The sequence below is a fragment of the Pedobacter immunditicola genome, assembly GCF_037482985.1.
GTDB classification, from domain to species: domain Bacteria; phylum Bacteroidota; class Bacteroidia; order Sphingobacteriales; family Sphingobacteriaceae; genus Pedobacter; species Pedobacter immunditicola.
In genome coordinates this window covers 35196-53372 of sequence record NZ_JBBHKC010000008.1, presented here as the reverse complement: position 1 = coordinate 53372, position 18177 = coordinate 35196, and the positions used below count along the sequence as shown (strand labels likewise).

Annotated in this window: 15 protein-coding genes; 9 read left to right on the top strand and 6 right to left on the bottom strand. The window is 42.6% G+C overall.

All coding sequences use genetic code 11. The annotated features are described in order from the left end of the window. Nucleotides 1-56 precede the first annotated feature (56 nt). The gene (locus tag WG905_RS14830; protein WP_339592520.1) at nt 57-1334 is read left to right on the top strand and encodes an anthranilate synthase component I family protein; all 1278 of its coding nucleotides are present in this window, start codon (nt 57-59) and stop codon (nt 1332-1334) included. A gap of 32 nt (nt 1335-1366) precedes the next feature. Here the strand turns inward: WG905_RS14830 and WG905_RS14825 are convergent, their stop codons facing one another. From WG905_RS14825 to WG905_RS14810, 4 genes are read right to left on the bottom strand one after another with little or no spacing between them, the layout of a single operon-like run. Further along, entirely contained in the window at nt 1367-2194 is an 828-nt protein-coding gene (locus WG905_RS14825; protein WP_339592519.1) for a M48 family metallopeptidase, read from the bottom strand. Between the two features lie 11 nt (nt 2195-2205). Continuing rightward, nucleotides 2206-2853, bottom strand: coding sequence for a glycerol-3-phosphate 1-O-acyltransferase PlsY (plsY, locus tag WG905_RS14820; protein WP_339592518.1), 648 nt, complete (start codon nt 2851-2853; stop codon nt 2206-2208). A 1-nt stretch (nt 2854) separates the two neighbouring features. Continuing rightward, the gene (nadC, locus tag WG905_RS14815; protein WP_339592517.1) at nt 2855-3697 is read right to left on the bottom strand and encodes a carboxylating nicotinate-nucleotide diphosphorylase; all 843 of its coding nucleotides are present in this window, start codon (nt 3695-3697) and stop codon (nt 2855-2857) included. A gap of 47 nt (nt 3698-3744) precedes the next feature. Beyond that, nucleotides 3745-4140, bottom strand: a complete 396-nt coding sequence (locus WG905_RS14810) for a DUF4783 domain-containing protein (protein ID WP_339592516.1) — start codon at nt 4138-4140, stop codon at nt 3745-3747. A gap of 135 nt (nt 4141-4275) precedes the next feature. Between WG905_RS14810 and gpmI the strand changes: the two genes are divergently transcribed. After that, nucleotides 4276-5796 (top strand): 2,3-bisphosphoglycerate-independent phosphoglycerate mutase, encoded by a 1521-nt coding sequence (gene gpmI, locus WG905_RS14805; RefSeq protein ID WP_339592515.1) that lies wholly within the window; start codon nt 4276-4278, stop codon nt 5794-5796. Further along, the gene (locus WG905_RS14800) at nt 5796-6323 is read left to right on the top strand and encodes a hypothetical protein (protein ID WP_339592514.1); all 528 of its coding nucleotides are present in this window, start codon (nt 5796-5798) and stop codon (nt 6321-6323) included. The genes gpmI and WG905_RS14800 overlap by 1 nt, the downstream gene beginning before the upstream one ends. Nucleotides 6324-6693: 370 nt before the next feature. Here the strand turns inward: WG905_RS14800 and WG905_RS14795 are convergent, their stop codons facing one another. Further along, nucleotides 6694-7323, bottom strand: coding sequence for a tetratricopeptide repeat protein (locus WG905_RS14795; RefSeq protein ID WP_339592513.1), 630 nt, complete (start codon nt 7321-7323; stop codon nt 6694-6696). 266 nt (nt 7324-7589) lie between these two features. On the opposite strand from WG905_RS14795, the gene lon reads away from it, so the two are divergent. Together lon and WG905_RS14785 are read left to right on the top strand one after the other, a co-directional pair. Beyond that, complete coding sequence (lon, locus tag WG905_RS14790; protein WP_339592512.1) at nt 7590-10061, top strand: endopeptidase La; 2472 nt, start codon at nt 7590-7592, stop codon at nt 10059-10061. Between the two features lie 69 nt (nt 10062-10130). Beyond that, nucleotides 10131-11081 carry a lipid A deacylase LpxR family protein gene (locus WG905_RS14785; RefSeq protein ID WP_339592511.1) on the top strand — a complete coding sequence of 317 codons (951 nt, stop codon included), beginning with the start codon at nt 10131-10133 and terminating at the stop codon, nt 11079-11081. Here the strand turns inward: WG905_RS14785 and arfB are convergent. Next, on the bottom strand, nt 11075-11488 hold the full coding sequence (gene arfB, locus WG905_RS14780) for an alternative ribosome rescue aminoacyl-tRNA hydrolase ArfB (RefSeq protein WP_339592510.1): 414 nt from the start codon (nt 11486-11488) through the stop codon (nt 11075-11077). The two genes, WG905_RS14785 and arfB, sit on opposite strands and share 7 nt — an antisense overlap. Before the next feature lie 100 nt (nt 11489-11588). On the opposite strand from arfB, the gene cmk reads away from it, so the two are divergent. From cmk to WG905_RS14760, 4 genes are all read left to right on the top strand, one after another. Beyond that, the gene (cmk, locus tag WG905_RS14775) at nt 11589-12266 is read left to right on the top strand and encodes a (d)CMP kinase (RefSeq protein ID WP_339592509.1); all 678 of its coding nucleotides are present in this window, start codon (nt 11589-11591) and stop codon (nt 12264-12266) included. 160 nt (nt 12267-12426) lie between these two features. Beyond that, nucleotides 12427-13593, top strand: a complete 1167-nt coding sequence (locus WG905_RS14770; protein ID WP_339592508.1) for an efflux RND transporter periplasmic adaptor subunit — start codon at nt 12427-12429, stop codon at nt 13591-13593. Between the two features lie 5 nt (nt 13594-13598). After that, the gene (locus WG905_RS14765) at nt 13599-16775 is read left to right on the top strand and encodes an efflux RND transporter permease subunit (protein WP_339592507.1); all 3177 of its coding nucleotides are present in this window, start codon (nt 13599-13601) and stop codon (nt 16773-16775) included. After that, nucleotides 16765-18171 (top strand): efflux transporter outer membrane subunit, encoded by a 1407-nt coding sequence (locus WG905_RS14760; protein WP_339592506.1) that lies wholly within the window; start codon nt 16765-16767, stop codon nt 18169-18171. Before WG905_RS14765 ends, WG905_RS14760 begins: the two co-directional genes overlap by 11 nt. Nucleotides 18172-18177 lie beyond the last annotated feature (6 nt).

Genomic DNA, 18177 nt, shown 5'->3' with positions numbered 1-18177 from the left:
ATACCTACAAAAAGGCGGCTTCCAACCGCCTTTTTTTGTTCTCTTTCTTCCATACCATGGAGACAACCATCATGCATCCAGACAATCTATTTAAACAAAAAGCATTAGCATGGGCGGATACGTTTGAGGTTTGTGCTGTACTGGACTCAAATACTTATCCTGATGTCTATCATCAATATGATCTCCTCATTGCTGCAGGCGTCAGGGATGAATTGAATGCCAAATGCGGCACTGCCTTTGACGAGCTGAAGGCCTTTTATAATAAAAACCGAAGCTGGATGTTTGGCTTATTAAGCTATGATTTAAAAAACGAAACCGAAGCTTTACATTCCTCCAATCCTGATCCTCTTGCTTTCCCTGATCTCTTTTTTTTCATCCCTGAATACCTCCTGGCAGTTACTGGAACAGCGGTAGAAGTGTTGCTTGGACCACCAGACTTGCTTCAGCAGATTGAAAAGACCATATTGAAGCCTGTTGCCACTGCAGAAGTACAGATGCAAAGCAGCCTCACAAAAAGCAAGTATATACAACAGGTAAAAATATTGCAGGAGCATATTATCCAGGGAGATTGTTATGAAATTACTTTTTGCCAGGATTTCTTTGCAAAAAATGCAAAGATCAATCCGCTGGCGGTATTCAATGCTTTGAACCGACGATCATCCAGTCCTTTTGGTGGATATTTTAAAATTAGAGACCATTATATTTTGTCTGCAAGTCCAGAAAGATTTCTCTGCAAAAGAGGACAACAATTGATTTCCCAACCTATTAAAGGGACAGCAAAACGAAGTCCCGACAGCATTGAAGACCAGCAAAACAGGCAAAAACTTAAAGAAAGCCGCAAGGAACAGGCAGAGAACGTCATGATTGTAGACTTGGTGAGGAATGACTTGACCAAAAGTGCGGTACCGGGAACAGTTATGGTAGCCGAGCTTTTTGGAATTTATAGCTTTCCACAAGTACACCAAATGATATCAACTGTTACCTGTGAGCTAAACCCCGAAATACATTTTATCGATGCCCTTAAAAACACCTTTCCGATGGGGTCCATGACTGGGGCACCAAAAATTAAGGCCATGCAGTTGATCGAAGAATTGGAAAACAGCAAAAGAGGGGCTTTTTCAGGCTCCATGGGTTATATCAGTCCCGATGGTAACTTCGACTTCAACGTCATGATCAGGACCCTTTTATATAAAGCCTCCACTGCTTATTTATCCTTTAAAGTAGGTAGTGCCATTACCTATCAGTCGGATGCGGAAAGTGAGTACGAAGAATGTCTTCTAAAGGCTTCCGCAATGTTAGAAACGCTAAAAGGGCTGAATGAACAGCCCCTTTAATGATATAATTTAGAAAATAAGCTGTTTGGTGATTACCTAACAGGCTTGCCTGAAGTAGAGTTGAAATATTTCATCGCCTCTGGCAGGTCTTTTTGAATTTGCGTAATTCTGGTTGCATCAGCAGGGTGAGTACTTAAAAACTCAGGTGGTTTTTGACTGTTGGCACTTGCCGAAGCCATACGTTGCCAGAAACCAACAGCATTGCTAGGGTTATAACCAGCCATTGACATAAAGATCAGTCCAAGGTGATCAGCTTCCAGCTCCTGTGTTCTCGAATTAGGCAATAAATAGCCGGCTTGCGCGCCAATACCATATAAAGAGCCTAAAACCTGACGGGTTCCTTCAGACTTATTTGAAGTTGCTGCGCCCAGCAAACCACCCACACCTTCTGCAAGGGCAGCTTTAGATGCACGTTCAGAAGAATGTTTAGCAACAGCATGGGCAATTTCATGGCCCATTACAGTGGCTAAACCAGCATCATCCTTGGTAACCGGCAATATACCAGTATATACAGCTACTTTGCCACCAGGCATACACCAGGCGTTGATTTCCTTACTGTCGATCAAATTAAATTCCCATTTAAAGCCCTGGATTTGTTCACCAAAACCATTTGCATTCATGTATTGGGTTACGGCAGTAGCTATTTTCTGACCAATTCTTTTAACCCTTGCTGCTTCGGCGTTATTTAAAACTTTCGTAGAAGGATCTTTCAGCAAGGCAGTATAACTTTGTGCTGCAGCAGTCTGCATTTCCGCTTCATCAATAAAACTCAAGCGGTTTCGCCCAGACAGTGGAACTGTAGAGCACGAATAAAATGTAAGCATTGACATGGCAACACTAAACAAAAGGATCTTCTTCATAGGTAAAATAATTAAGGCTTTTTACTTTTAAACAGATATACTTTTGATTCTTTGCCTTTTAATAGTCTTTCGAGATTTTTCTGGTGTGTTACCAAAACTAACACACATACACACATGCTGTACAGGACTTCGGTTTTAATGGTGGAATGAAATATGAATATAATTCCTAAGGGGAAGGTAAAACCTGCACATATAGAACTTAGTGAAACGTATTTCGTAACCAGCAGAACAACCACAAAGACAAGAACGCAAAGTAAAGCCGCTGGAAGGTTAACTGCTAAAATCATTCCAAAAAGTGTAGCCACCCCTTTTCCTCCTCTAAAACCGGCGAAAACAGGGAACAAATGACCTACTACAGCCGTCAAACCCAAGGCAAGCTGGTAGTTAATAAATTGTGAAGAGTCTTGTGGACCGGTTACAGAAAGTCCGATAAAATAGGCAAGTTTCGTTGCGGTAAAGCCTTTAAGGATATCAATGGTCATGACCACCAGGCCTGCTTTTTTCCCTAAAACCCTGAACACGTTGGTAGCACCGGCATTTCCACTGCCGTATTCGCGCACATCAACACCATAAAAGGCCTGGCCTATCCATACTGCAGAAGGGATAGAGCCAAAAAGGTAGGCCAGCAGCACGGCTGAAATGGAATAAATCGACATCATTCTAAAATGCTTTTAAACTCATGTCTAAACTTTTAACCGAATGCGTTAACGCGCCCATTGATATAAAATCAACACCACATGCGGCATATTGGGTTATATTTTCTTCCACTATGCCTCCTGAAGCCTCTGTAATATACCGTTTTCCGATCTGATCTACCGCTGCTTTTAAATCTTCAAAACCAAAGTTGTCCAGCATGATGCGGTTAACTTGGCCTGTTTCCAATACCTGTTTTAATTCTTCCAGGTTTCTTACTTCTATTTCTATTTCCAGGTTTCTGCCTGTCTGCTGCAGGTATTCATTGGCCGCATGAATGGCATTGGCAATACCGCCGGCATAATCCACATGATTATCTTTAATCAGGATCATATCGTATAAACCGATGCGGTGATTAACGCCACCCCCTATTTTAACTGCCCATTTTTCGAGCATACGCAAGCCGGGAGTTGTTTTTCGGGTATCAAGAATTTTTGTTCCATAGGGCTCGAGCATCGCCACAATACGATGTGTTTTTGAAGCAATGCCGCTCATGCGCTGCATGCAATTTAAAACAAGTCTTTCGGCTAATAAGATGGAATGGGTACTCCCAGCCACGGTAAAAGCAATATCGCCATATTTTACCAAGGCACCATCCTTCAGATATACTTCAGTTTTCAGCAGCGGATCAATCTGTTCAAAAATGATTAAGGCCAGTTCAACACCAGCCAATACCCCATCCTCTTTGATGATAAGTTTCGCCCTCCCCTGTGCCCCGACGGGAATAGTGGAAAGTGAAGTATGATCGCCGTCGCCAAGATCCTCAGCTATTGCGTTTTTTATAAATAAATGTATGTTTTGCTTGTCCAAATTTTCGATTTTAATCCAAAAATAGCATTTTTACCGCTATTGTTAAACTATTTTTCTGGATCAATTCTGAGTTCGGTGATTAAAAAAGAATTACTGATCTTTTTTGAGGTGATGGAAATCCTGAATTTACCATTGCGGGTGTTGAGCGTCAGGATGCCGAACCTCATATTTGGATTGGTATTGATGAGGTGTAAAACGGAAGAACTTGTGGGAGAATGTTTGCTAAAAAAATCTCTTAATATTTGTTCTGCCTGTACCTTGGAGTAAACGTCTTCATCATGAATGATGCTTAATGCTACAGAACCATTAAAATTTCGTGCAATTTCTTTTGAATTTCCAGTCTTGAAGAGTTTCGACATTTCATCAATAAATTCACCCTGAAATAACCCCTGAGGAATAAAGGGGGCCAAAACAATAAGTATCGGAAACATAAATTTCATCATTTCAACTAGACTATATGACTCCACTAACATAAATTATGCCATTAAACCAGCATTAATTGTATTTTACTGCAATTTAAAAAGCGATTACCCTTATATTTGTTAGCTAGTTAGCACAACAATTAAACTACATTTTTGATGGAAGATAAAAAAGTAATGCTCCTTATTCTGGATGGATGGGGATATGGAAAACAAGACGAATCAGACGCCGCTTTTGCAGCAAACACCCCATTTTTTGATTCTTTATTAAAGAAATATCCAAATTCCAAACTGGAAGCTTCCGGAGAAGCGGTAGGCTTACCGGCCGGACAAATGGGGAATTCTGAAGTTGGCCATATGAACCTGGGTGCGGGCCGTGTAGTTTACCAGGAACTCGGCAGAATCAACAAAGCGATAAGCGACAGGACTTTATTTTCCAATCCTGAATTACTGAAAGCCTTTGAATACGCAAAAGTTAACCAGAAAGACGTCCACTTTATCGGACTTTTATCTGACGGTGGAGTACATGCGCATATCAACCACCTGAAAGCCCTTTGTGATGCTGCTGCTGAGCAAGGCTTAACTGAGGTCTTTATACATGCTTTTATGGATGGCAGGGATACGGATCCCAATTCTGGTGTAGGCTTCGTGCAGGATCTGGAAAACCATATTCAAAACTCTCCTGCTCAGCTTGCCAGTTTAATTGGCCGTTACTACGCCATGGACCGTGACTCGCGTTGGGAAAGGGTGAAAAAAGCTTATGATCTTTTAACCCTTGGCATGGGTGAACCAGCACAGGACGCTGTAACAGCCCTTAAAAAATCTTATCAATCTGGCATTACCGATGAGTTTACGGATCCTATTGTGCTTACCAAACCTGATGGAACACCAAAGGCTACCATTAAAGACGGTGATGTAGTGATATGTTTCAATTACCGCACCGACCGCGGCCGTGAAATTACCTCTGCCTTGTGCCAAAAAGATTATCCTGAATATAACCTGCATAAGCTTTCCTTATATTATGTAACCATGACTGCTTATGATGAGAATTTCATTGATGTGAAAACCATGTTTACCAAAGATGATTTAAGTGAGACACTGGGTGAAGTTTTAGAAAAGAACCACAAAAACCAAATCAGAATAGCGGAGACTGAAAAATATCCACACGTTACATTTTTCTTCTCCGGCGGCAGGGAGCAGGTTTTTGAAAATGAAAAACGCATCATGATCCCATCGCCGAAGGTAGCAACCTACGATTTACAGCCGGAGATGAGTGCCCAGGGTATTACGGCTGCAATCATAGAAGAGCTGGAAACAGGTTGGCCAGATTTTATTTGCCTGAACTTCGCTAACCCCGACATGGTAGGACATACCGGTGTTTTTGAGGCTGTGGTAAAGGCAGTGGAAACTGTTGACCACTGTACCGAGGCTGTGGTGACGACAGGACTTAAAAATGGTTATGCTTTTATTATTCTTGCAGATCATGGTAATTCAGAATACATGCGCAACAGTGATGGCTCTGTAAATACCGCTCACACCACTAACCTTGTCCCTTGCATTTTGGTAGGTACTGAATACACACATATCAATGATGGCAAATTGGGTGACATCGCCCCTACTATTTTAAAATTAATGGGTTTAGAAAAACCTGCAATCATGACAGGTAATTGTTTAATATAATGCATAAATATATCGTTGCCGGCTGTTTTTTATTGTTTTTTTTGTCCTGTGGCCATACAGACCAGCAAAAAGTACAGCCGCAGCAATATTTTGACCTTAAAGGTTATTTCCAACAAGAGGCGGCTCGTTTGAACAAAACGAAGCCGCTTGTTTTAAAAACAGTTTCCGTCAACGACTCCACGGAAAGCAAAAAAATCCGCATCGCAGACTGGAACAAGGAACTCGCCAATTTTTCTGATGCTGACATCAATAAATCTGCATGGCTGGGCCTGTTTAAAGTGGAGAAAAGCGACCAGCAGGAAGTTTACAGCAGCAATGACGACAAGATACTGGTCAAAAAACTGGAGATCTCCCGTAAAAACAACAAAATAGCTTCCATCAAGATCTTATTGAATACCAATAATTATCTTTATCACTCTACTGACACGCTGGCTTATTTCCCCGATAGCTTATATGAGATCAGGAAAACGCAGCAAATCAGATTTCTTTCCGGTAAAAAATACCAGGTCAAAGGAGCATTCCCCTAAGCTGCTGATCATATCTTTAAAGCTCCGCTTATTGCTTGATTGACGATAGCTTAATGACCATCAAGGGAACACTAAAAAATAGCTTGTAAACAGACCTGATCTGGCGGCAGTTTGGCACCGGCCACCTACCGAAAATCCGGTACGAGTCCGGTAGCAGGTCCGGCGCAAGTCCCTGTCAGAAGCGCCCTGTTTTCTAGCCTACACTCCGTTTACATCAATGCATAAGTAACGAATCTTACAGGAGTCACTCGTTCCCCAATCAGCTTCAATTTACTGAACCAACACCAGGTGCTTACAGAAAAGTTAAATCACAAAAAAAGTGCAACATAAAATGTTGCACTTCCATAGGTTAAGCGTTTGAAACCGTTGTTTATTTCAGACTTGTGATCTGCGCTTTAACATAGCTCACCAACGCTAAAATATCTTTACGCTGTGGCTGCATCACCAAAATCTTCTGGAAATCGGCAATTGAACTATTGAAAATAGCGATGACAGCAGTTTTATCTGTTTTCTTTTTAATTTTATAAGACTTAAAGATACCGTAGTCTTTATAGGCAATGCCCCTGTTCTGTAATAACTGGGCATCTTCTTCCCCATTCAGTTCGATGGCTTTGCTGAAATCTTTAATGGCAGAAAGGTAAAAGTTATCACGCATCTGGTTTAAAGACTCTTGTGGATCATTAGCAACGTTCAGCCGGGCTTTACCACGGTAGTAATAAGCAGAATAATCTGCTGGCTTCAATGATATCAACTTCGTGTAGGTAGATATAGCACTTTCATATTCCCCAACCTGAAAATAGGAATAGCCCAGCATTTTCAAAACATTTGTATTATTGGGGGCCTTTGCATCTGCTTTTTTCAGCTGGTTGACGGCACCTTTGAAATCACCTTTCATCATCGCCTGCATGCCTAATTTATCATAGCTACCGCTCTGTGCGGTTACTGTGCTGCTGGTATAGGTAAGGAGTAAAATAAAAACAGCCTGTTTGAAATAGTTCATCAATATTTATTTAAAAAATAAAGTTATAAAATTATAAGATACATAATAGGCAACTATTGTACCATTTTAGAATTACAGCTTAAACGCTAAATAATATAAATTATGATTAACATTTAAATAATTTTAAATTACTGCCTTTTTAACATAAAGTATCCATGGAAAAGCTTTTGGCACAAGAGTTGAATTTATCCCCTGATAGATAAAAACAGTAATTCCTAGCGAGAAACTGTCACTTTGTCGTTTACAAATTTAGAAAGGCCTATTTAATGAGTATAAAAGATCAATTTGATTTTGGCAATGCATTACCCATCATAAATGAAGATACTGAATTTTTTCCGCTAATGACGCAACAGGATGAGGATGAAATGAATAGTGAAGAAACACCTGAGGTTTTGGCTATCTTGCCATTACGGAACACGGTGCTTTTTCCAGGTGTCGTGATACCAATCACTGTCGGAAGGGAAAAATCAATTAAGTTAATAAAGGAAGCCTATAAGGGCAACCGCATTATTGGTGTAGCTTCACAGCGGGACGTTTCCATCGAAGATCCTACTTTTGATGAACTCAATAAAGTGGGTACAGTAGCACATATCATCAAAATGCTACAAATGCCTGATGGTAATACGACGGTTATCATACAAGGAAAGCAGCGTTTCAGACTCATTGAGCTGGTACAATCTGATCCCTATATTAAAGTAACCATCGAAAAATTTGAAGAAGCTAAAGATAAACCTGACAAGGAATTTAAGGCTTTAATTGCTTCCGTTCGTGAAATGTCTTCGCAGATTATTCAGTTATCTCCTAATATTCCAAGCGAGGCAGGCATTGCCCTGAAAAATATCGAAAGCACCTCTTTTTTGATCAACTTCATCTCTTCAAACATGAATGCAGATGTTGCTGACAAGCAGAAGATGCTCGAAATGACCGTATTGCGTGACCGCGCTGAAATGGTGATGGAACTGCTGACACTGGAACTGCAAATGCTGGAGCTAAAAAACCAGATCCAATCTAAAGTAAGGGTCGATCTGGATAAACAACAACGGGATTATTTCCTTAACCAGCAATTGAAGACCATCCAGGAAGAGTTAGGTGGAAATTCCAGTGATTTGGAATATGCAGCTTTGGAAATGCGCGCCAAGAAGAAAAAGTGGGCACTTCCCGTTAAAGAGCACTTTAACAAAGAGCTGGAGAAAATGGGCAGAATGAACCCTGCAGCACCTGACTATTCTATACAGATCAATTACCTGGAATTATTGCTGGATCTTCCCTGGGATGATTTCACCAAGGATAATTTCGATTTGAAGCGTGCACAGCGGGTTTTGGATAAGGACCACTTTGGTTTAGAAAAGGTGAAGCAAAGGATTATAGAATACCTTGCCGTACTGAAACTTAAACGCGATATGAAAGCGCCTATTCTCTGTTTGGTAGGCCCGCCGGGGGTTGGTAAAACCTCGCTTGGTAAATCGATTGCCAAAGCGTTGAACCGTAAATATGTACGGATGGCACTGGGTGGCATCAGAGATGAAGCTGAAATCCGTGGTCACCGAAAAACTTATATCGGCGCCATGCCAGGCCGTATAATTCAGTCTATAAAAAAAGCGGGCGCTGCAAACCCGGTATTTGTTTTAGATGAAATTGACAAGGTAGGATCAGATTTCCGCGGCGATCCTTCTTCTGCATTGCTGGAAGTTTTAGACCCTGAACAAAACAGTGCCTTCAACGACCATTACGTAGAAACAGATTACGATTTGTCGAACGTGCTATTTATTGCTACTGCTAATTCACTGAACACCATACAGCCTGCTTTGTTAGACCGTATGGAAATTATCGAGGTGAATGGTTATACGATAGAAGAAAAAATTGAGATCGCTAAGAAGTATTTGTTGCCAAAACAAAAAGAAATGCATGGCATTAATACGAAAGACATTACCTTAAAATCAAATTTAATTGAAAAGGTAATCGAAGATTACACCCGTGAGTCTGGTGTTCGGGGACTGGAAAAAAAGATTGGATCGCTGGTTCGTGGGGTGGCAACTAAAATTGCGATGGAAGAACCTTATGACCATATTTTAACCCACGATGATGTGGAAAGGATTTTGGGTGCTCCTATCTATGATAAGGATCTTTATGAAGGTAATGAAGTGGCAGGTGTAGTTACCGGTTTAGCCTGGACTTCTGTGGGTGGCGATATCCTTTTTATTGAAGCGAGCTTAAGTCCTGGAAAAGGTAAACTGACCTTAACAGGTAACCTCGGTGATGTGATGAAAGAATCTGCGGTGATCGCATTGGCTTATCTGCGTGCTCATGCCAGTCTTTTCGGTATAGAATATGCACTTTTTGACCAATGGGATATCCATGTGCACGTTCCTGCAGGAGCAACACCTAAGGATGGCCCATCAGCAGGTATTACCATGCTGACCGCTTTAACTTCTGCCTTTACCCAACGTAAGGTGAAATCTAACCTGGCGATGACCGGTGAGATTACCCTTAGAGGAAAAGTATTGCCTGTGGGCGGTATCAAGGAGAAAATCCTTGCGGCAAAAAGGGCTAACATTAAAGACATCATTTTGTGTAAATCCAATAAAAAGGATATCCTGGAAATTAAAGAAAGTTATATTAAAGACTTAAATTTCCATTATGTATCCGAGATGAGGGAAGTGATAGAACTGGCTTTGATGAAAGACAAAGTTAAGGATCCCCAGGACCTGACTGTTAAAATAAAAACGGTTTTAAATTAATTAACAAAATAAATAAAGCTATATATTTAGGCCCTGAAGCATTTTCAGGGCCTTTTTTAATTCCCCACTATGAAGTCAAAAAATTATACTTTTTTAATCCTGCTTATTTTCACTGCTGTTTCTGCTCACGCGCAAACTTTTAAAAATGAATTTGGTTTCAGTAGCGATAATGATGCTTACCTGTTTCGTGGGCAGGACCGTTATTATACCAACGGACTTTTCATCAACTTCCGTCATGCCATCGACGAATCAAAAATTGCTGAAAAGCTGGAGAAGAAAACTTACGAGCTAGCTATCGGGCAAAAAATATACAACCCGCGGTCTGGTTATGCACCCGATCCGGCCACACAGGACAGGCCATTTGCTGGCTACCTGTATGCTGAGGGTGCCCTGAACTGGTTTTATAAAAACGAAAGTGTATTAAGGGGTACTGTACAGGTTGGAACGACTGGTCCGGATGCGCTTGCACAAAGCGGACAGGAACTTTTACACAATACCGTCGGTTTCTATGAAACGGCAGGCTGGGAATATCAGATCAGAAATGAAATGGCAGTCAATTTATCATTGCAATACCTGCGGCTGATGCACCGGTCCGCCAACAATTCGGTTGACTTCTCCTTTGAAGGTTATGCCAAAGCCGGAACTACTTTCAGTGGTGCCGGTGCCGGTGTGCTATTCAGGACGGGTAAAATAAACCAGCTGTTCAACACGGCCTATACCCATGCAGTTATTGGCAATAGCGCGACCAAGGCACTGGTGGATAAAGAAATTTTCTTTTATGCCAAACCACAACTAAATGTGGTGGCCTATGATGCGACCATCCAGGGAAGCCTGTTTAATGAAGATAGTCCGGTTACTTTTGATGTAAAACCCATCGTCTTTGCCCAACAGCTGGGCTTTAATTACAGCACGCGGAGATTTACTTTTGACTTTGGCTTGCTCTTTAAAACCAAAGAATTGAAAAGTGCTGCCAAAGCCCATCAGTATGGTACCATCAGCATGTTTTACAGGTTTCAATAATCAATAGCAGGTCTTTTTCTATTTACTTTTTTTTCAGCTTGCGACTGTTTATTTGCTAAGCGCCTGCGGATAACCGATTTGGGTATTTTAGTAGGTTTTCGAACCTTGTGAACATGCAAAGCGTTTTTGATGATGGCAACTGCTTTTGCCAGGCTCCTTTCCTTGTTTAACAGCTGACTCCTGTCTTCCTGAGCAATCACGTGCAGGTTGCCTTCCTGGTCCAGGCGGTGGGCAAGCCTTTCTGTGACTAAAGCCTTTTCGGCTTCATTTAAAAAACCCGCTTCAGCAATATTCAGGACCAGCTCTACTTTGCTGGATACCTTATTGACGTTTTGTCCTCCGCTCCCCCCGCTGCGCGAAGTTCTAAAGGTTGCATACTTTAAAATGTTGTCCCTTTGAGGTATCATTTGTTAAAAATACGATTTTGAACATTCAACCGAAAAAAAATTGCCTAAATATTATCGAAATAAATTCGGAGGAATAGCTAAAACGTTAACTTTGCCGCATATGAGAAAAAACCTGGTTATTGCAATTGACGGGTATTCATCCTGTGGTAAAAGTACACTGGCGAAAGCATTGGCCAAAGAATTAGGTTTCATCTATATCGACAGTGGGGCTATGTACCGTGCGGTAACGCTTTATTTTATTCGCAACAAGGTAAATATTCAGGATGCGGAAGCCGTTAAAGACGCATTGCAGCATATTGAATTAAATTTTCATTCGCGGGATTATCAAAGTCACATCACTTTAAATGGTGAAGAAGTATCTGAAGAAATCAGGCAGATGCCCGTTTCGGAGAATGTAAGTGAAGTTGCTGCTAATAAAATGGTGCGTCATGAAATGGTGAAACAACAGCAGCGTATGGGCAGGACTGCAAATATCGTGATGGATGGCCGGGATATCGGTACTACGGTTTTCAAAGATGCGCAGGTTAAATTCTTCATGACTGCCGATCCGAAATTAAGGGCTGAAAGGCGATTTAAAGAGATGCAGGCCAAGGGAGACACCATGACTACGCTGGAAGAAGTTTTCGAAAATATCGCCCACCGTGATTATGCAGATACTACTCGTGCTGAAAGTCCGCTGGTGAGAGCAGAGGATGCTGTTATTTTAGATAACACGACCATCACCGAGGCGCAGCAGCTGGAGTTTGCCTTAGAAAAGGTAACGCCATTTCTACCTTAGCGTCAATCATTTAAGCAAAATTTAATTTTGCTTTTTTTCTTTAATCATATGTTTTTTTTGGGGTAATTCCATATCTTTAAGTGAGACATCATTCGTTTGGTTTCTTACTTATTTTATTAAATGCACTCGTGCATTGGGTATCTTCTTCCAATTAAAATTTATGAAAGCTAACCAATTTGCGCTAGTCTTCCTCTTCATCTCCACGCTTGTTTCTTGTGGAGGGAATAATAATGACCAGGCAACAGCAGCAGCGGCAGGTGGCCCAGAAGTAAAAGAGTATAAAGTTTTAACCCTTGAACCCAGGGACGCCACGTTAAACACAGATTATCCGGCAAGTATCCAGGGACAGCAAAATATTGAGATCAGGCCAAAAGTGGATGGTTTCGTGGAAAAAATATATGTCGACGAGGGTGCTGTTGTTAAAAAAGGCCAAAGGTTATTTAAAATCGATGCTCCCCAATACGAACAGGAAGTACGTACGGCTACGGCAAGTGTTAAAAGTGCAGAGGCAGAGGTAAGTGCTGCAAATCTCGCCGTAAACAAAGTAAAGCCATTGGTAGAGAAAGACATTGTCAGTAAATACGAACTTGAATCTGCACAATTTTCTTACCAGGCGAGTCTGGCGGCATTGGCCCAAGCGAAGGCCGCACTGGCAAATGCCAAAATTAACCTCGGCTATACGTTGATCACCAGTCCTGTTGATGGCGTTGTCGGCTCTATCCCCTATCGTTTGGGAAGCCTGATCAGCAGTAATACGGCAGAGCCCCTCACTACAGTTTCCAGCATAGGAAATGTATTTGCCTATTTCGCCATCAATGAAAAAGACCTTTTAAGTTTCAATAAAGAAGTGGTGGGAAAATCATTCGCAGACAAGCTCCGCACGCTGCCACCGGTATCACTCATCCTTTCTGATGGCACTTTGTATGACAAAAAAGGCTCCATCCAAACTGTTAACGGACTGATCAATACGGAAACCGGTTCCGCAAACGCAAGGGCGGTTTTTCCAAATCCTGATGGCTTGATCAGAAGCGGAAGTTCGGCGACGGTAAGAATTCCAAACCATGTAAAGGCTGCCTTGCTGGTCCCTCAAAGTGCCACTTATGAATTACAGAACAAGCGTTTCGCCGTTGTTGCCGGTGCTGACAATAAAGCAAAGACTGTAAACATTACCATCCTTCCCAACGCCGCAGGACAGTTTTTTGTGGTGGAAAAAGGCTTAAAAGCCGGGGATAAGATTGTGCTGGAAGGTGTGGCAAATTTAAAAGATGGCACCCCGATTAAGGCGAATGTAGTCAGTAAGGAAACCGTTTACGCAGGATTAAAATAAGTATTATGTTTAAAGTATTTATTCAACGCCCGGTTCTTTCAACGGTAATTTCGGTGATTATCGTCATACTTGGCGTCTTGGGCTTAATTGCATTGCCAATTGCCCAATATCCGGATATTGCACCCCCTACGGTGCAGGTTAATGCAAATTATACAGGTGCAAATGCCGATGTGGTTTTGAAAAGTGTTGTGGTGCCCCTGGAAGAACAGATCAACGGGGTAGAGAACATGACTTATATGACCTCTTCTTCCACCAACGAAGGTTCGGCCAACATCACTATTTTCTTTAAGGTAGGCACCAACCCTGATCTGGCTGCCGTAAATGTGCAGAACAGGGTATCGAGGGCAACCAGTTTACTGCCTCAGGAGGTTACACGGTCGGGGGTAACCGTTACCAAAAGCCAGACCAGTAACCTGCTGATCTTCTCCTTATTCAGCGATGACCCGGCTTTAGACCAGACCTTTTTACAAAACTATGCGAAGATCAATTTGATCCCACAAATACAAAGGGTAACCGGGGTTGGTGAGGCAAGGGTATTTGGTGCTAAAGACTATTCTTTACGCATCTGGCTTAAACCTGATATCATGTCTCAGTATAGCCTCGTTCCGGATGATGTATCGCAGGCGCTGGGGGAGCAAAATATTGAGGCCGCCCCTGGTAAATTTGGAGAGAGCGGAAAACAAAGCTTTCAATATGTAATCAAGTATACCGGCCGGTTAAGTACAGTGGAGGAATTTGAGAATATCGTCATCCGGTCTGAAGGACAAGGTCAGGTTTTGCGGTTGAAGGATATCGCAAGAGTGGAGCTGGGATCTTTAGGTTATTCCTCGAATACGGAAACCAATGGCAAACCTTCGGCAGGTATGGCCATCAGCCAGACACCGGGTTCAAATGCACGCAACGTAATCAATGAATCAAAAAAGATTCTGGAACAAGCCGCCAAAGACTTCCCTAAAGGTGTTGATTACACCTATTTGGTGGATGTGAATGAAAATCTGGATGCTTCCATCGAGAAAGTGGTGAGCACTTTAATCGAGGCCTTTATTTTGGTCTTTCTGGTGGTGTTTGTCTTTTTACAGGATTTCCGTTCTACCCTGATTCCTGCAATTGCTGTTCCCGTAGCCATTATAGGAACTTTTTTCTTTTTGAACCTCTTTGGGTTTACCATCAATTTACTCACCTTGTTTGCGCTGGTGCTTGCCATTGGTATTGTGGTCGATGACGCTATTGTGGTGGTGGAAGCCGTACATGCTAAATTAGACCATGGCTATAAGTCTGCCAGAAAAGCATCAATAGATGCCATGAACGAGATTTCCGGCGCTATTATATCCATTACACTAGTGATGGCTGCTGTATTTATCCCTGTAACTTTTATTACAGGGTCTACCGGTGTATTCTACAAACAGTTCGGGGTAACACTCGCTGTGGCCATTATACTTTCTGCCATCAATGCTTTAACGTTAAGTCCGGCATTATGTGCACTGTTTTTGAAACCCCATGCGGATGACAAAAAACACCACAAGTTTATGCAGCGCTTTTATACAGCTTTTAATGTCGCCTTTGAAAAAGTAACCACCAAGTATAAACGATCGGTGGAGTTTCTATCTACCAAAACATGGATCGTGGGACTGGCCATTGTCCTTTTCATTTTCGGCTTGTTCTACCTGATGAAAACTACCCCCTCTACTTTTGTTCCGGCAGAAGACCAGGGTGCAATTTTCGCTAATATCAGTTTACCGCCTTCAGCCTCCATGGAACGTTCACAGTCTATGGCGGAACAGGTAGACAGTATTGCACATTCTATCCCCGAGGTGAATAACACCTTGCGCATTATTGGATTAAATTTTACTGCCGGTGCGGGTAGTGCTTACAGCATAGTCATTATTAAACTGAAGACCTGGAGTGAGCGGGATCGAAGTGTGAATGATGTAATTGGGGAGCTCTTTGCGAAAACAGGTGGCATCAGGGATGCGAGTATCTTCTTTATTGCGCCGCCCACCTTACAGGGTTTTGGCCAGAGCGGTGGTTTTGAATTCCAGCTGCAGGATAAAGGCGGACATACCATGGATGAATTCTATAAGGTTAACAATGCATTTCTGGCAGAGCTGTCTAAACGTAAGGAGATACAATATGCCATGACCCCTTTTAACCCGGGCTTTCCACAATATCTGCTGGAAATCAACCTGGAAAAAATAAAAGAAGCCGGTTTACAGGTAAATGATGTTTTGTCAACTTTACAGGGGTATTACGGTGGTGTTTATGCTTCCAATTTTAACAAATTCGGCAAACAGTACAGGGTGATGATCCAGGCTGATGCTTCTTACAGGGCAAATCCGGAGGGGATGACAAAGATTTTTGTACGCAATGCAAATGGCACCATGGCCCCTATCAGCAGTTTCATCAAATTGACGAGGGTTTTCGGACCTGAGGCGATCTCCAGGTTTAACCTTTTCAGTGCCATCTCGGTCACAGGAGCACCAAAGCCAGGTTACAGTACCGGAGATGCGATCACGGCCATACAGGAGGTCGCAGCTGAACATTTACCTGCAGGTTATGGTTACGACTTTTCAGGATTAACAAGAGAAGAACTTGCTTCAGGCGGTCAAACGGTATATATTTTCATATTGTGTTTAATATTCGTTTATTTCCTGTTGAGTGCACAGTATGAAAGTTATATCCTGCCTTTTGCAGTGATATTATCCCTTCCATTTGGTTTGGTGGGGGCCTACCTGTTCTCTATTATATTCAACCTGAACAGTAATATCTACCTGCAGATCTCCCTCATCATGCTGATCGGACTGCTGGCTAAGAACGGTATCCTGATTGTGGAGTATTCTCTGGAAAGAAGGCGGAACGGAACCCCGATAGTAAAGGCCGCCGTTGATGGTGCGATCGCTCGTTTAAGGCCCATACTGATGACCTCCTTTGCCTTTATATTTGGTTTGATGCCCCTAATGTTCTCCAGCGGCGCAGGCGCAGTGGGTAACCGGTCAATTGGATCTGGGGCTGTTGGTGGGATGTTAACCGGAACGATATTAGGTGTATTTGTCATTCCGATATTGTTTATTGTATTTCAATCTCTACAGGAAAAAATCAGCGGTCCGCCATTAAAAAATTTCGGGGATGATGGTGAAGAAGAAAAAGAAGAAACACAAATAATAGCTGTAAAAAATGAATTTTAGACTTCTAAAGCAACTTCTTACCGCGCTGTGCCTGATCATGGTGATCAGTGCTTGTAAAGTCACGAAAACTTATCAACGGCCTGACTTAAAAACCGGGGCCTTGTATCGTGATCAAACCAGTACCGACACCACTTCCATCGCCAGTATGCCCTGGCAGGATCTGTTTACGGATACGACCTTAAAAAAATTGATACAGGAGGGGCTGGACCAGAACCTGGACCTAAATAGTGCCATGCAAAACATTATCCAGGCTGGGGCCACGTTAAGGCAAAGCCGTCTGGCTTTTATACCCAGCTTAACGGCTGATGCAAGTGCACAAAGGAATAAGACCTCCGAAGCGGGATTAAATTTCCCCCCGGGCATCGATATCAACACCTTAACCAATACTTTTATACTGCAGCTAAGCACTTCCTGGGAAGCAGATATCTGGGGGAAGTTAAGCAGTTCGAAAAGAGCGGCCCTTGCTGCTTATCTACAAACTGATGCGGCTAAACGCGCTGTGCAAACGCGATTGATTGCTGATATTGCCAATAACTATTATGCATTAATGGCTTTCGACAGGCAACTGGAAATTACGGAACTGACCTTGCAAAAAAGAATAGAGACGGTAGAAACGCTAAGGGCTCTGAAAGAAGGGGCAGTGGTGAATGGCGCTGCAGTAGTGCAAAGTGAGGCTAACCGTTATGCGGCAGAAGTTTTTATTCCGGACCTCAAACAGCGCATCCGCATCACCGAAAACGTGATCAGCCTGCTTTTGTCGCGTACGCCGGGTAGCATAAACCGAAGTAAACTGGCTGACCAGCATCCCTTAACGAATTTGAAGCTGGGTGTGCCTGCCCAATTGCTGGTTAACCGACCGGATGTGCAGGCAGCTGAGTTTGCTTTCAGAACCTCATTTGAAGATACCAATCTGGCCAGGACTTACTTTTACCCTGCTTTAACTTTAACCGCCCGGGCTGGTTTTTCAAATTTAGAGTTGAAGGACTTTTTTACGAACGCTTTTTTTTACAACCTGCTGGGTGGTTTAACACAGCCGATTTTTGCACAGGGGGCAAACCGGGCGCGTTTAACGCGTGCCCAGTCTATACAAGTGCAAACTTTTAATGATTTTCAGCAGACCTTGCTGATCGCGGGGCAGGAAGTTTCAGACGCGCTGCATGCTTACGAAACTGCCACCGACAAAGAATCATCGCGGGGAAAGCAAATTGCAGCCTTGCAAAAAGCCGTAGAATTCACGGAAGAACTGCTGCGCTACAGTTCTGCCACCAACTATACAGATGTATTGACTTCTGAACAAAGTTTGCTCGCCGCGCAGCTGGATGCGGTTAACGACAAACTGCAGAAACTACAGGCTGTCGTTAACCTTTACCAGGCATTGGGCGGAGGGTGGAAATAACCGACG

Excerpts from the sequence above, each read along its gene's own strand:
- WG905_RS14830 (WP_339592520.1), top strand. The coding sequence starts at position 57 with ATGGAGACAACCATCATGCATCCAGACAATCTATTTAAACAAAAAGCA.
- WG905_RS14825 (WP_339592519.1), bottom strand. The coding sequence starts at position 2,194 with ATGAAGAAGATCCTTTTGTTTAGTGTTGCCATGTCAATGCTTACATTT.
- plsY (WP_339592518.1), bottom strand. The coding sequence starts at position 2,853 with ATGATGTCGATTTATTCCATTTCAGCCGTGCTGCTGGCCTACCTTTTT.
- WG905_RS14810 (WP_339592516.1), bottom strand. The coding sequence starts at position 4,140 with ATGATGAAATTTATGTTTCCGATACTTATTGTTTTGGCCCCCTTTATT.
- gpmI (WP_339592515.1), top strand. The coding sequence starts at position 4,276 with ATGGAAGATAAAAAAGTAATGCTCCTTATTCTGGATGGATGGGGATAT.
- WG905_RS14800 (WP_339592514.1), top strand. The coding sequence starts at position 5,796 with ATGCATAAATATATCGTTGCCGGCTGTTTTTTATTGTTTTTTTTGTCC.
- WG905_RS14795 (WP_339592513.1), bottom strand. The coding sequence starts at position 7,323 with ATGAACTATTTCAAACAGGCTGTTTTTATTTTACTCCTTACCTATACC.
- lon (WP_339592512.1), top strand. The coding sequence starts at position 7,590 with ATGAGTATAAAAGATCAATTTGATTTTGGCAATGCATTACCCATCATA.
- WG905_RS14785 (WP_339592511.1), top strand. The coding sequence starts at position 10,131 with ATGAAGTCAAAAAATTATACTTTTTTAATCCTGCTTATTTTCACTGCT.
- arfB (WP_339592510.1), bottom strand. The coding sequence starts at position 11,488 with ATGATACCTCAAAGGGACAACATTTTAAAGTATGCAACCTTTAGAACT.
- cmk (WP_339592509.1), top strand. The coding sequence starts at position 11,589 with ATGAGAAAAAACCTGGTTATTGCAATTGACGGGTATTCATCCTGTGGT.
- WG905_RS14770 (WP_339592508.1), top strand. The coding sequence starts at position 12,427 with ATGAAAGCTAACCAATTTGCGCTAGTCTTCCTCTTCATCTCCACGCTT.
- WG905_RS14765 (WP_339592507.1), top strand. The coding sequence starts at position 13,599 with ATGTTTAAAGTATTTATTCAACGCCCGGTTCTTTCAACGGTAATTTCG.
- WG905_RS14760 (WP_339592506.1), top strand. The coding sequence starts at position 16,765 with ATGAATTTTAGACTTCTAAAGCAACTTCTTACCGCGCTGTGCCTGATC.